The organism is Sinisalibacter aestuarii, assembly GCF_027923545.1.
In the GTDB taxonomy this organism is placed as follows: domain Bacteria; phylum Pseudomonadota; class Alphaproteobacteria; order Rhodobacterales; family Rhodobacteraceae; genus Sinisalibacter; species Sinisalibacter aestuarii.
This window is the reverse complement of the sequence record NZ_BROH01000001.1, coordinates 1-13,724: the sequence shown is the minus strand read 5'-3', so window position 1 is coordinate 13,724 and position 13,724 is coordinate 1. Positions and strand designations below refer to the sequence as shown.

The 13,724-nt window shown below is 65.2% G+C and carries 12 protein-coding genes; 6 read left to right on the top strand and 6 right to left on the bottom strand.

The window, feature by feature from the left end:
* Positions 1-21: 21 nt before the first annotated feature.
* Entirely contained in the window at positions 22-2,064 is a 2,043-nt protein-coding gene (locus QMG28_RS00060; protein ID WP_281840115.1) for a bifunctional aldolase/short-chain dehydrogenase, read from the bottom strand.
* Positions 2,065-2,174: 110 nt separating this feature from the next.
* On the opposite strand from QMG28_RS00060, the gene QMG28_RS00055 reads away from it, so the two are divergent.
* Positions 2,175-3,143, top strand: a complete 969-nt coding sequence (locus tag QMG28_RS00055) for a sugar-binding transcriptional regulator (protein ID WP_281840114.1) — start codon at positions 2,175-2,177, stop codon at positions 3,141-3,143.
* A 67-nt stretch (positions 3,144-3,210) separates the two neighbouring features.
* Here the strand turns inward: QMG28_RS00055 and mtnA are convergent, their stop codons facing one another.
* The gene (mtnA, locus tag QMG28_RS00050) at positions 3,211-4,305 is read right to left on the bottom strand and encodes an S-methyl-5-thioribose-1-phosphate isomerase (RefSeq protein ID WP_281840113.1); all 1,095 of its coding nucleotides are present in this window, start codon (positions 4,303-4,305) and stop codon (positions 3,211-3,213) included.
* On the bottom strand, positions 4,302-5,567 hold the full coding sequence (gene mtnK / locus QMG28_RS00045; RefSeq protein WP_281840112.1) for an S-methyl-5-thioribose kinase: 1,266 nt from the start codon (positions 5,565-5,567) through the stop codon (positions 4,302-4,304). The genes mtnA and mtnK overlap by 4 nt, the downstream gene beginning before the upstream one ends.
* A gap of 160 nt (positions 5,568-5,727) precedes the next feature.
* On the opposite strand from mtnK, the gene QMG28_RS00040 reads away from it, so the two are divergent.
* From QMG28_RS00040 to QMG28_RS00025, 4 genes are all read left to right on the top strand, one after another.
* On the top strand, positions 5,728-7,245 hold the full coding sequence (locus QMG28_RS00040) for a sugar ABC transporter ATP-binding protein (protein ID WP_281840111.1): 1,518 nt from the start codon (positions 5,728-5,730) through the stop codon (positions 7,243-7,245).
* A gap of 5 nt (positions 7,246-7,250) precedes the next feature.
* Positions 7,251-8,255 carry an ABC transporter permease gene (locus tag QMG28_RS00035; RefSeq protein WP_281840110.1) on the top strand — a complete coding sequence of 335 codons (1,005 nt, stop codon included), beginning with the start codon at positions 7,251-7,253 and terminating at the stop codon, positions 8,253-8,255.
* Between the two features lie 33 nt (positions 8,256-8,288).
* On the top strand, positions 8,289-9,326 hold the full coding sequence (locus tag QMG28_RS00030; RefSeq protein ID WP_281840109.1) for a substrate-binding domain-containing protein: 1,038 nt from the start codon (positions 8,289-8,291) through the stop codon (positions 9,324-9,326).
* A 71-nt stretch (positions 9,327-9,397) separates the two neighbouring features.
* A complete protein-coding gene (locus QMG28_RS00025; protein ID WP_281840108.1) occupies positions 9,398-9,841 on the top strand; it encodes an RbsD/FucU family protein in 444 nt (147 codons plus the stop codon).
* A 151-nt stretch (positions 9,842-9,992) separates the two neighbouring features.
* On the opposite strand, the gene QMG28_RS00020 is transcribed toward QMG28_RS00025, so the two are convergent.
* From QMG28_RS00020 to QMG28_RS00010, 3 genes are read right to left on the bottom strand one after another with little or no spacing between them, the layout of a single operon-like run.
* Positions 9,993-11,129, bottom strand: a complete 1,137-nt coding sequence (locus QMG28_RS00020) for a RuBisCO large subunit C-terminal-like domain-containing protein (RefSeq protein WP_281840107.1) — start codon at positions 11,127-11,129, stop codon at positions 9,993-9,995.
* Positions 11,129-12,133: a transketolase family protein gene (locus tag QMG28_RS00015; protein ID WP_281840106.1), complete on the bottom strand. Its 1,005-nt coding sequence runs from the start codon at positions 12,131-12,133 to the stop codon at positions 11,129-11,131. Before QMG28_RS00015 ends, QMG28_RS00020 begins: the two co-directional genes overlap by 1 nt.
* Before the next feature lie 11 nt (positions 12,134-12,144).
* Entirely contained in the window at positions 12,145-13,089 is a 945-nt protein-coding gene (locus QMG28_RS00010; protein WP_281840105.1) for a transketolase, read from the bottom strand.
* A gap of 156 nt (positions 13,090-13,245) precedes the next feature.
* On the opposite strand from QMG28_RS00010, the gene QMG28_RS00005 reads away from it, so the two are divergent.
* The coding region (locus QMG28_RS00005; protein WP_491850071.1) for a beta/alpha barrel domain-containing protein at positions 13,246-13,724 on the top strand (479 nt) is incomplete at its 3' end.

The following is a 13,724-nucleotide window of genomic DNA, read 5'->3' as shown; positions in this document are numbered from 1 at the left end:
CCAATCTTTCCTCGAAGCGCTTTAGCGCAGCGCCGCCTCGATATTGCCGCCGTCCACGGTCATGACATGGCCGGTGGTGCGCTCCGAGAGTGCCAGGGCCACGAAGGCTTCGGCGACGTGGCGTGCTTCCACTTCGCGGTGCAGGAGGTTGCCGCCGAGATAGGTGGCCACGTCCACGCCGCGGGCGGCGGCGCGTTCGGCGATCATTTCGGGCGTCAGCAGGCCGGAGCGGATCCGGTCGGCGTTGATGCCGTTCACCCGCACACCCTCGCTGCCGAGTTCGAGCGCGAGCTGGCGCAGCAGGAAGAAAGTGGTGGCTTTCGGTAACCCGTAGGCGGCGAAGCCCTTGCCGGGATTCACCGCCTGTTTCGAGACGTTGAACAGGATCTGCCCCTGCCGCCCCTGTGCGCGGAACACGGCGACGGCGGCTTGTGAAAAGGCGAAATGCGAAAAGAAGTTGAGTTCGAAGGCGGCGCGCAGCGTTTCCTCTGGCAATGTCGCCACCTCGCCATTGATCGCGGCCCCGGCATTGTTGACAAGGATATCGAGCCCGCCGAAGCGCAACACGCAGGCTTCGACCGCCTGCGCGGGCTCGCCGGGGCTGGTGATATCGGCGGTGACGCCGCCATGATCCGGGCCCAGACGGTCGAGTGCACGCGCGAGCGCGTCGGGGTCGCGGTCGACGAGGAAGATCGTGGCGCCGCGTGCGGCGAAGGCTTCCGCCGTTGCCAGCCCGATCGCGCCGGCGCCGCCGGTGACGAGCACCACGCGCCCGCGCAGCTCCGGCGCTTTCGCGGCCCCCAGCTTGGCGCGTTCGAGCGGCCAGTATTCCATGTCGAACAGATCGGCCTCGGCAATCGGGCTGTATCCGCCAGCGGCTTCGCCATCGGCCATGACGCGGGTGTTCTGCGCGCCGAGATCGGCGGCGATACGCGCCGCAGTGGCGGATGTGCCGATGCCGACAAGGCCGATGCCCTCGATCCAGGCCAGCCCGGGCATCGGCGATACCATTTCGGGCGCGTCGGCGAAGCGGGGCGCCTGGCGCGCGAAATAGGCGCGATAGCTGTCGGCGAAGGCGCTCACCTTCGCGGCAATCACCCCGGCACCACCGGCCAGATCGGTGGCGGTAAGATGCAGCGGCTGGCCCTTGATCCGGATCACGTGATCCGGCGTTGCGACGCCGCGCGGGGCGAGGCTGGCAAGGTCATCCCGGGCGAAAAAGGAGAGAATTTCGGCATCCTGGCGGATGTCGAGCACTGGCATGGGGGCATCTTCCGGCGCATCGGACGCGAGGGCGCCGCGCAGCGATGCCAGCGCGGCGGCACGGTCGCCAGCAGGCAGCAGGGCCGCGGGTTTCAGCGGCTCCGGGCGGCGGTCGGCAAGCCAGGCCTCCACCAGATTGGCGTGTTCCAGCACGCGCTCATAGGCGCCGCGCGCATCGTCGCCCCAGGTGACGTGCCCGTGGTGCAGCAGCAGCAGGCCCTCGGCATCGGGACTGGCTTCAAACGCTTCGGCGGAACGGCGGCCAAGCTCGAAGCCGGGCCGCACGTAATCGACCAGCGCCAGACGGGTGCCGAACAGTTCGCGCACCACGGCGGCGGCGTCGGGCAGGTTGGCCAGCACCAGCATGGGCGTGGCATGGGTGTGGTTCACGTAAGGCTGAGGCAGATAGGCGTGGAGCAGCGTTTCGACCGACGGGTTGGGCGCAGTGGAGTCGACGAGGTTCGAGCGCAGGGTGTTGACCATGTCGCCGTCGGAGACCTCGCCGAGTGCGCGCAGCCGCCGCAGGGGCGCGAGCCGCACCGCCGGCATCCCGTCCGCTTCCATCGTCGCGAGATCCCAGCCTGAGCCCTTGATGTGGATCACCTCCATCGGGTCACCGTAGAGATCGCGCGTGGTGAGCTTCAGCGAGGTGTTGCCGCCGCCATGCATCACGAGATCGGGTTCGCCGCCGATCAGGCGCGAGCTGTAGACGCGCAGGGCAAGTTCGCGCGCCGCCGGATCGCTGCCGGCGGCCTCTTCGAACCCGCGGGCTTCTGCGTCTTGCCATCTGTTCTCGATCATCTGAAACTCCTCGGTGCATTCGGTGGCGTACCACCGTTCAGCGGACTTGATCCGTCGATGCTTTTGTACAAAAGTCAAATGCAATTGTCATAAATAAAATAGGCGGACAGATGGCGGGGCCGAAACGCAGGACGAAGGGCCGCATCAGCGGCGAGAACGTGGTGATCGAGGTCGCCTGGCTCTACTATCAGGAAGGCATGAACCAGAAGGAGATTGCCGACCGGCTCGAAATCTCGCGCGCCACGGTGGTGAACTACCTGCAGGAAGCGCGCGAGCGCGGGCTGGTTCGTATCTCGCTTGCCTCCGACGCCTTCACCACCCACCGCGCGGCGGTGGAGCTGGTCAACAAATTCGGCCTGACCGCGGCCTATGTGCTGCCCGATGAAGGCGCGGACGTGAACGAGACCTTTACCCGCGTGGTCGAGGGTGCGGCGGCCTGGTTGCCGGAATTGCTGGAACCGGGCGACCGGGTTGGGGTGGCCTGGGGCAAAACGGTCTACGACATGGCGGAGGCGATCGAGAAGACCCGGATCGACGATCTGGCGGTGCTTCAGCTGGTCGGTTCGATGGCCACGCCCTACGGCTTCACCGCCGAGGCTTGCTCGACCCGGCTGGGCCAGCGGCTCGGCGCCGAGATCTACAACCTGCACGCGCCGGCGGTGCTGTCGAGCGCGAAGCTGGCGGAGGAGTTGCGCGAAGAGCCGATCATCCACCGCCAGTTGGAGCGGCTGGAGACCTGCAACAAGTTCCTGTTCTCCGCCGGCACGGTCGAGACCGACAGCCATATCGTCGGCTCCGGGCTGGCCAGTCTGGAGGATCTGGCCTGGCATCTCGACCATGGCGCGCGGGCGGTGATCTGCGGGCGCTTCGTCGATGCCGATGGCAATGCCGTGCATGGCCCCATTGACGACCGGATGATCGGCATCTCGATTGAACACTTGGTCGGCCTGGAAATGGGCATTCTCGTCACGCCGGGGATCGACAAGATCGAAGCTTCTCTGGCGGCGATACGGGGCGGATACGTGACCCATTTCGCCACCTGCCTGAGCGTTGCCGAGGCGCTTCTGGCCGAGGACTGAGCGCGCCGGGGCGAAAAAGGCCCGAGCCGAAGCCCGGGCCTGATTGAACACGCGCGGTCAGGGAGGACTATTTTTTCGCGTGTTCCGGGAAGGCTTTGGCCATCGCCTCGGCATTGGCGGCCACCACGCCGCGCTCGGTGATGAGGCCGGTAACAAGTTCGGCGGGGGTCACGTCAAAGGCCGGGTTGCGCCCGCCGGTGCCGTCGGGCGAAATCTGCACCGAGACGATCTTGCCGTCCGGGCCCTTGCCCTGCACATGCGTCACTTCCTCGTCGGTGCGTTCCTCGATCGGGATTTCCTTCACGCCGTCCCAGACCGTCCAGTCGATGGTGGGCGAGGGCAGGGCGACGTAGAAGGGCACGCCGTTGGCATTGGCGGCCAGCGCCTTCAGATAGGTGCCGATCTTGTTGGCGACGTCACCGCGCGCGGTGGTGCGGTCGGTGCCGACGATCACGATATCGACTTCGCCATGCTGCATCAGGTGCCCGCCGGCATTGTCGACGATAAGCTGGTGACTGACGCCCGCCGAGTTCAGCTCCCACGCCGTCAGCAGCGCGCCCTGGTTACGGGGGCGGGTTTCATCGACGTAGACATGCACGTCGATCCCTTCCTCCACCGCGTGATAGATCGGCGAGGTGGCGGTGCCCCAGTCGACGGTGGCGGGCCAGCCGGCATTGCAATGGGTGAGGATGTTCACCCGCCCGCCGTTTTTCTTCTTCGAGATTTCGCGGATCAGTTCGAGGCCGTGAACGCCGATCATCCGGTTGGTCTCGACATCTTCGTCGCAGATCTCGGCGGCGCGCTTATAGGCGGCTTCGGCCCGCTCCTCCGGGGCCAGCGGCTCCAGCACGCGGGTCATCTCGTCGAGCGCCCATTTGAGGTTGATCGCGGTGGGGCGGGTGGCGTGCAGCACCTCGTAGGTTTCCTTCAGCGAGGCGTCCGACGGGTCGGCGGCCATCTGCACCGCCACGCCATAGGCGGCGGTGGCGCCGATCAGCGGCGCGCCCCGCACCCACATTTCGAAGATCGAATCCGCGAAGTCCTTGCGGTCTTTCAGCTCGACAATGCGCAGCTCATGCGGGAGCCAGCGCTGGTCGATGATCATCACGCGTCCATCGTCTTCGCGCCAGATCGAGCGATACGGTTTGCCGTTGATCTTCACAGGTATTCCTCCTTGTTGGCCTGACGGGCGAGGTCGAGGACCTGCGCCATCGAGGTGATCTCGCCGCGGGCGACGGCGAGGGTGCGCCCGAGCATGAGCGCGCGCGCTTCCAGCCGGGCACGGGTGGCCTCGTCTTCGATGGTTTCGAAATCGGCGTTGTGGGCGAGGCTGAGAATGCGGCGGTGCATTTCGATGCCGCAGAAGCCCAGCATGTCGCGCCAGATTGCCGTGAGCCGTTCGATCCGGGCCTGTTCCGACCCGCGCGCATGGCCCTGATCCTCGAACAGACTCGCCTGATAGAGAATGCCGTTGCGCTCGGTGCGCCACAGGTGGCTGAATTCCGCCTCGAAGGTGGACCAGATGTCGTCGATCACCGACAGAATCCACTCCTGGTAGTCGTCGCGGGCGCCGGGGGCGCTGGCATGGCCGGGTTGCGAGATATAGGCGTGCAGGAAGTTGGCGATCAGCATCCCCACGTCAAACCCCACCGGGCCATAGGTGACGAATTCGGGGTCGATCACCTTGGTCTCGGTGTCGGTCACCATCACCGAGCCGGAATGCAGATCGCCGTGCAGCATGGTTTCGGCATTGTTGGCGAAGGCCGATTTCATGTGCTGCGCCGTGACCTTGAGGTCGATATCGTCGCGCAGGATTTTCACCACCGGGTCGAGGGCCGGGGTGTGATGGTTCATCTCGGCGTCGAAATACGGATCGGAGAACACGAGGTTTTCGGTGATGTCGCAGATCTCGACATTGCCGAGGAACATCGCCGCATCGGCCTTGCGGTCTGCTGTCGGCATCGAAAGATCGGAGCCGCGGAACAGGGTGCGGGCGCAGAATTTGCCCAGCACCTCGGCCAGCCCCTCGACCTTGCCGCCGTCGATCAGCACCTTGCGCAGGATCACATGCGGCTGGAGAAACTCCATGGCGATCATCGCCTGCGTTTCGTCGAAATGGAAAACCTGCGGCACCGAACCGGGGTCACGCGCCTCCTGCCGGATGAGGGCGTTGTATTCGAAAAAGGCGCGTTTCAGCGGCAGCGGCCAGCTATCGCCCACCAGCCGCACATAGGGCAGCGCCTGCTTCACAATGACGCTGCCTTCGGGGCCGTCGACGATGAAGACGAGGTTCAGGTTGCCGTCGCCCACCTCGCGGACGCGCCATTTTTCAGGGTCTCCCAGATGCGAGCGGATCGAATCGACCGGCCCGAGCCGGGCGGCAAGTGTGTCGGGGCTCAATGCCTCGTAGTCTTGTTGCGTCACGGGTCTCCTCCCCTTGAAAACGCCAATTTTGAAAGGTCCTCCGCCCCTGTCGGGGCTGCGTTCGGACAGCAGAATTCCGAGTTTTCATCCAATTGTCAAATTATATTGACATTTGAAAGTTTCGGGGGCTAGCTTCCTGCCATTGGGAGGAGTGATCGACGTGAGCGAACCGGCTATCCGCCTGTCCGGCGTGCGTAAGTCCTTCGGCAAGAACCAGGTTCTGCGCGGGATCGACATGCAGATTCCCCCCGGCCAGGTGACCGTGCTGATGGGGGCCAACGGAGCGGGAAAATCGACCCTCGTGAAAGTGCTGTGCGGCGTTCATCGCGCCGATGGCGGCACCGTCATGCTCGGCGAGACGCCCTTCGCGCCCGAAACCCCGTCGGAGGCACTGCGCTCGGGCGTGGTGACGGTGCACCAGAATATCAACGATGGCGTGGTGCCCGATCTCGACGTCACCTCCAATCTGCTGCTCGACACGCTGGCCTCGGGCGGTTCCACCTTCCTCAAACGGCGCGACATGCGCGCCCGCGCCCGCGAGATCGCGGCGGCGGTGGGGCTGGAGATCGACGTGACGCTGCCCGTCGCGGGCCTCACCCTCGCCGACCGCCAGCTTGTGTCCATCGCGCGGGCGATGGCGCATAACCCCGAACTTCTGATCCTCGACGAGCCGACCTCGTCGCTCTCCGCCGCCGAGACGAAACGGCTGTTTGAAATGGTCGAGCGGCTGCGCGACCGGGGCGTCGCGATCCTCTACATCTCGCACCGCATGTCGGATATCCGCCGGTTGGCGGACCGCATCCTGTCGATGCGCGACGGGCAGATCGTGCAACACTTCGAAGACAAGCCGCTGGATTACGAAGGCGCGGTGCGCGCCATGCTCGGCCATGAGATCAGCGAAGTCGATATCCGCATTCCCGATGCCGGCAAGCCGGTGCTGGAACTGAGCGATCTGGTGCTGCGCGAGGGCGCGGCGCCATTCTCGATCGACGCGCATGAAAATGAAGTGATCGCCGTTGCCGGGCTTGTCGGCTCGGGCAAATCGGCCTTTGCCGCGGCCCTGTTCGGCCTGACCCGGCCGGTCTCTGGCCGGATGAAGCTCGATGGCCGGCCGCATCAGCCGCGCGCCTCGTCGGATGCGGTGGCGGCCGGCGTTTACATGTGCCCGAAAGACCGGCTGGTCAACGCGGTGGTGCCGGATTTCGACATCAGCCGCAATATCACGCTGCCCTTCACCCGCCGCCATTCACGGCCCGGCGGGTTCCTCTCCTTCCGTTCGGAACGGGCGACGGCAAACCGCATGGTGGGCGATATGGGGGTGATCTGTCAGGGCGTGGGCGATGGCATTCTCACCCTCTCGGGCGGCAATCAGCAAAAGGTCATGGTGGCGCGCTGGATGGCCGAGGCGAGCCGGGTGCTGATCCTCGATGAGCCGTTTCAGGGCGTCGACATTCAGGCCCGGCGCGATATCGGCCGCAAGATCCGTGAAACCGCCAACACCCGCACCACCATCGTGTTCGTCGCCGAACTCGACGAGGCGCTCGAAGTGGCCGACCGGATTCTCGTGATGAGCGAGCATTCCATCGTCGGCGACCATCGGAACGACAACATCGACGTGTCCGCGATCATGGCCGAAGTGGTCGACGCGGGCGCGGCACCGCGTGCAGCAGGAATCTAAACGAGATGCAGAAAAGCTCCACCCTTCTCGATCTGGCGATCAAATATGGCTTCCTCGCCCTGATGGCGGGTCTGATCATCTTCTTCGGTATCACTGCCGAGGGATTTCTTTCGCCGTTCTCGGCGGTGTTCATCCTGCAATCGGTGGCGATCACCGGCATCCTCGCGCTGGGCGTGACGGCCACGCTGGTGGTCGACGGGTTCGACCTCTCGATCGGCGCGGTCGCCACCTCGGCGCTGATGCTCTCGGCCTATGTCATGGTGGTGTGGGAAATGTCGGCCTTCTGGGCGGTGGCGCTCAGCCTCGCCATGGGCGCGGCGGTGGGCGCGGTGAACGGGATGATGATCGTGAAGTTCAAGGTGCCCGACCTGCTCGCCACGCTCGGCATGATGTTTCTGCTGCTCGGCGCCCAGCGCATTCCGACCGAGGGCCGCTCGGTCTCGACCGGGATGGCGCTGCCCGATGGCACCATCGCTAATGGCACCTTTTCCGATACCTTCCTGATGCTTGGCCGTTACCGGATCGCCGATCTTGTGCCGCTGTCGGTGGTCTTCCTGATCGCCGCCGCGATCCTGATCTGGGCCTTTCTCGAACTCACCCGCCACGGACGGCTGATGTATGCCATCGGTTCCAACGCGCAAGCGGCGAGCCTCGCGGGCACCAATGTGAACCGCTACAAGATTCTGGCCTATATGATCTCGGGCACGATGGCTTCGCTCGGCGGCATCCTGCTCTCGGCCCGGCTCGGGCGGGGCGACGTGGCCTCGGGCAACAACCTGCTGCTCGACGCGGTGGCGGCGGCGCTCATCGGCTTCGCGGTGCTCGGCGCCGGCAAGCCCAACGCTTTCGGCACCGCCATCGGCGCGCTGTTCGTCGGCATCCTGCTGCAAGGTCTGACGATGCTGAACGCGCCCTACTACACGCAAGATTTCATCAAGGGCGCGGTTCTCGTCGTCGCCCTGGTGTTCACCTTCGCGCTTTCCGGCCGCACTGGCCGGGCCAAGGCGTGAACTCGGTTCATTAAGGAGAATAGGGAGGAAACCATGATCTCCAGACGAGTGTTTACGAGCCTTCTCGGGGCCGCAGCCATGCTGCCGACAGTCGGTTTTGCCGCCGACATGCCGGCACCGTTCGACAATGCCGGCGACGTGAAGATCGCGCTGGTGCGCTACCTGTCGACCGGCGACTTCTTCCAGGCCTATCTTTCGGGTGTCGAGAAGCAGGCTGAAGCGATTGGCGTCGATCTGCGCGTCTTCGACAGCCGCCAGGACGCCGCCCTTCAGGCCGACATGGTCGATCAGGCCATCGCTCTTGGCGTTGACGGCATCATCATCCAGCATGGCCTGACCGAGTCGATGCAGGCCGCCGCACAGCGCGCGGTCGATGCCGGCATCAAGGTCGTCGCCTTCGACGTGAACGTCGAGAACGACGCGATCCCGCAGGTCGAGCAATCCGACCGCGACCTTGCCCGCCTCGCGCTGGAAGCGGCGGTGGAAGACAATGGCACCGAATGGGTGGCTGGCTATGTCTATGTGCCCGGCATCGCCCCGCTTGACCGGCGCGATGAAACCTGGGTCGAGGTGAAAGCCGCCAATCCGGGGATCAACGAAGTGGCGATGTTCGGCACGCTCGACAACCCGATTGCCAACTCGGTCGCCAACCAGGCCCGCGCCGTGCTGTCGGCCAACCCCAACATCACCGTGATGTTCGCCCCCTATGACGAATTCGCCAAGGGCGTGAAGATCGCCGTGGACGAGGCCGGGATGACCGACCAGGTGTCGATCTACTCCGCTGACGTCTCCACCGCCGATATCGCCGCGATGCGCGAGCCGGGCTCGGCCTGGAAAGCCACCGCCGCGACCAACCCGGCCGTGGTCGGCGAGGTTTCGGTGCGCACGCTGGCGATGCTTCTGGCGGGTGAAGATCCGGGCCACAACGTGATCGTGCCGCCGACGCTGATCACGCAGTCGATGCTGAACGAGCTCGACATCTCGAACATGGAAGAGCTCGGCGCGAAGCTGCCGGCCTTTGCCCATGCCGATGTGGCGGTGCCGGAATGGATGCCGCTGCCGGCCCGCTGACCGGTTGGGGACGATGAAGCAGACGGGGCCGGTGCATCACGCGCCGGCCCCCTTTTGTCTGGAGGACGACCATGCTCAAGGGAATTGACGCGCGCATGCCCGCCGATCTGCTCGACGTGCTGATGCGGATGGGACATGGCGACGAGATTGCGGTGGTCGATGCGAACTACCCCAGCCACGCCACCGCCGCCGAGACCGTGTCGGGGCAGGTGGTGGAACTGCCGGGCTTTTCCGCGCCGGAAGCGATTTCACTGATCACCGCGCTGATGCCGCTCGACCCGTTCGTGCCGGAGGGCGCGCTGTGGATGCAGCATGATGGCGAGGGCGACAAGCCTGACGAGGTGCATCGCGAGGCGATTGCGATCCTGACGGCGGAGATGCCCGAGGGCGGCGCGGTCGGCTCGATAGAGCGGCAGGCATTCTACGCCCGCGCACGGCAGGGCTTCGCCGTGGTGCGCTGCACGGAAGCCCGGCCCTTCGGTTGCTTCATTCTGCGCAAGGGGGTGATTTTCTGAGCCTGGCGGGGCTGCTGCGGTGCTCTGATCCGCACGGCTCGACTCCGGAAATCCGGATAAGACAAGACTCCAGAAATCCGGATAACTGGTATACCGGATTTCCGGTATCCTGTTGGAATACCTTCCGAAAGCCGGCCCCGAACCTGTCGCGTCAATCTTTCGTTAACCGGCCTTCCGCAGCGTCGATGGCCGCGCGCATGGCGGCGATGCCTTCGCCGATCCGGTCACCATGGCGCAGGAGCGAGCCGCCGAGCAGGTAGGTGACGTCTTCGCCATACATGGCCACCATGTCGCCCGCCCGGTCCACGCTCATGCCGCCGCCCGGGCTGGGCAGCATCGGTTTGCCCGGCCCGTGCGGATCGCGGCAGGCACCGGCGATCTCGCCGCATTCGCCGGCGGTGAAGCCGAACCGCCCGCCGACATTCGGAAACACCGAAATGTCGGACCCGGCCAGCCGCTGCAGCGCGCCGAACATCATGCCGTGGGTGAAGCCGGTATCCTCCGACAGCACGTAGGGCCCGAGGAAGGCGGGGTGCGTCATCACCGGCATGTTGAGCTCCGGGTCGCGCGCGATCCGGTCGACCACGCCGAAGCCGAGCAGCCCGGGCATGATCAGAAGCCCGTCCGCCCCGGCATCCCTGGCAAAGCGGATATTGGCCTCGATGTCCTGCGGACGGCCGGCCAGCGAGGGGAAGTAGAGCGAATGGCCCCCGGTCTCGTCATTGGCCTTTTTCACGGTGGCGGCGGTTTTTTCCACCCGCTCGCGGAAGGGGGCCATGTGCTGGTCGGTGATGCCGTGATCTTCCTTCACCACATCGGCGCCGGCCTTTGCGCAAAGATAGGCGATCTGTGCCAGAGAATCGGCGTCGAGCCCCTGCGGTTTCAGCACCGGGGCGATCATGCCGCCTTTGGGGCGTCCGGCCAGGCGGCGGATGCCCTCGATTCCGAACCGGGGGCCGGGATGGCGCACCATCATCTCGGCGCCGGGGTCGACCGCGATCACCTTCAGGCCCTTCTGGATCGAGGAATTGCCGAAGATCACGTTGAAGAACTGGGTGAGCTCATGTCCGGCGCTGTCGGGGCTGAAGGACAGCGTGGCGCGGAAGCGGCCCTCGCTTTCCTGCCCGATCTCCTCGATCCGGCCAACGATCTCGTCGGCGATGTAGCCCGCCGGCACCACGTCTTCGGGCACCTCGACGGTTTGTTCCAGCGCGATCCCCTCGGCACGCGCGCGCGCCTCCGCCGCGTTGGCGGCAAAGACCCGGTAGGTGACGGCGAAGCGCTGCATCAAAGCGCCTCGGCCTTCACGCTGGAATGCACCGCATCGACGCGCACCGCCTCAAGTGCACCTTCGTCGATCCCTGTCTCGATCCCCATCAGCCGCTCGATGCCGCGCACGAGGGCGATGGCGTCGAGGCCATAATAGTTCATCAGATAGGGGCGTGAGCCGCCATGGGCATAGGTGTCTTGCAGGCCGAGACGGATGAGCTTTTTGCCCAGCCCCGCCTCCGCCAGAGCTTCCGCCGTCATCGAGCCGATGCCGCCCGCGACGAGGTGGTTCTCCAGCGTGATGACACCATGTGTCACGCTCGCGGCATGGGCGACGATGGCTTCGGCGTCGAAGGGCTTGAGGGTGGAGAGGTGCAGATGCCGCACCGAAACGCCCGCCTTGTCGAGCGCGCCGCGCGCGCGGATCGCCTCTTCGGTGGTGATGCCTGCGGTGATCACCAGCACGTCCGTGCCTTCGGAGAGCACACGGATCTCGCCCAGCCTGAACGGGCTGTCGAACAGCCGCGGCACCGAGCCGCGCAGCACGCGGCAATAGACCGGCCCGTCGATGCTGTCGGCGGCTTCCACGATGCCTTCCACCTCGGTGGCGTCGCCGGTTTCGAGCACGGTCATGTTGGGGATCGTGCGCATCACCGAAATGTCTTCGATCGCCTGGTGCGTCATCCCGCCCGGCGTGGTGATGCCCGGCAGGAAGCCCATCAGCCGCACCTTGCGGCGCGGATAGGCGACGGAGGCCATGAGCTGATCGTAGGGCCGCCGGTAGAGGAAGACGCCGAAGGTGTGAATGAAGGGCCGGAAGCCCGCCAGCCCAAGCCCGCCGGCGAAGGAGAGCATGTTTTGCTCCGCCATCCCCATCGAGAGGAACTGGTCGGGGTGCCGGTCGCGGAACCCGTCGATTTCGACCGACGAGGTGAGATCGGCCGACAGGGCCAGCACTTCGGGGTGCTGCACGGCGTAGGATTCGAAGGCCGAGGCGTAGGGGCGGGTGACCATTTCAACCATGATCTCTCTCCTCAGTGACTGTAGTCGATCGGCGCGATGCCGAGCTCGGCGGCGATGGCCTGATTGTATTCGGCGCGCTCGTCTTCCGACTTGAAGCGCACATAGTGAAGGCGGGGGAAGCGCCGCTCGAGGATCGGCATCCCCTGGGTGGGCGAGGTATAGGCGAGGATGATGAGCGGCTTGCCCTCATGCTTCTCGGCCTTCGCCTGGCGCATCGCTTCGAGGTCATGGCCGTCGATCTCGATACAGGCGGCGCCGAAGTCGATGAACTTCTGGCGGATGTCGCCCACCCGCATCACATCGTCCATCGCGCCGTCGCATTGCTGGCGGTTCACGTCCATGATCGCCCAGAGATTGTCGATCCCGTGATGCGCGGCGGCCTGCACCGCTTCCCAGGTCTGGCCCTCCTGCACTTCGCCGTCGGACATGAAGACGCAGACATCGCCGGCATCGCCATTGCGCCGCCGGCCCCAGGCAAGCCCCGCGCCGGTGGACAGCCCGATGCCGAGGGTGCCGTTATGCACTTCCATGCCGGGCGAATGCTCGGCCCCGATCATCTCGACCGACGAGCCATCCTTGTTGAACATCTCAAGCCCCTCGGGGGCCATGCGCCCGGTTTCGATCAGCGTGGCATAGGCCACGAGCGCGTAATGGGCGGGGGCGATGAACAGCCGGTCGTATTGCGGCTCGAACGGGCCGTTATAGCCCGCGCCGGTGACGTAACCGGGGTTGTCCGCAGAGGGCACCCCGCCGAAGGGCGGCGGGATCATCGGCATCGTCGGTTCACCGAGATGCAGCGCCTCGTTATAGAGGAAGGCGAGCTGTTCGGCGGCGGAACAGGCCTGGCTGAGATAGCCGCCATTGTTGCGGATGGTATGTTCGAAGACGCGCCGGCGAATGCCGAGCGCGACCTCCTCGGTGCTCTTGTCATTGCGAAGGGGCAAATCGCCTGCCACGGCCGGTCCTCCCGTATTTCCGAACAGAGTCGTGATTGCGTTCGGCGGAACATTACAAAAGTCAGCAGATATTGACAATTGAAATATCAAAGAGCAGTATCGCCGCGAATTCGGCGCCTTCCGCGCCGGTATGATGCGCAGACGAAAGGACACGAGATGGCGGATTTAGACGACATCAAGGACGGCAAGGATTTTGGACTGGACCGGCCTGCGGACGGGCATGGCTTTTTTCTGAAGGGGAGCGCGCATCTGGACTGGGGGATGAAGAACCGGCTGAGCCGGATCTTCAATCCGAAGACGGGGCGGACGGTGATGCTGGCCTTCGACCACGGCTATTTTCAGGGTCCGACGACGGGGCTTGAGCGGATCGACCTGAACATCGCGCCGCTTGCCGAGTATGCCGATGTGCTGATGGCGACGCGGGGGGTGATGCGCTCGTCGATCTCGCCGGCGACGCAGAAGCCGCTGGTTCTGCGCGCCTCGGGCGGCAATTCGATCCTTGGCGAGCTGTCGAACGAGACGGTCGCGGTGGATATCGAGGACGGGCTGCGGATGAACGCGGCGGCGATGGCGGCGCAGGTCTATATCGGGGCGGAATACGAGCACCAGTCGATCAGGAACGTGATCAAGCTGAT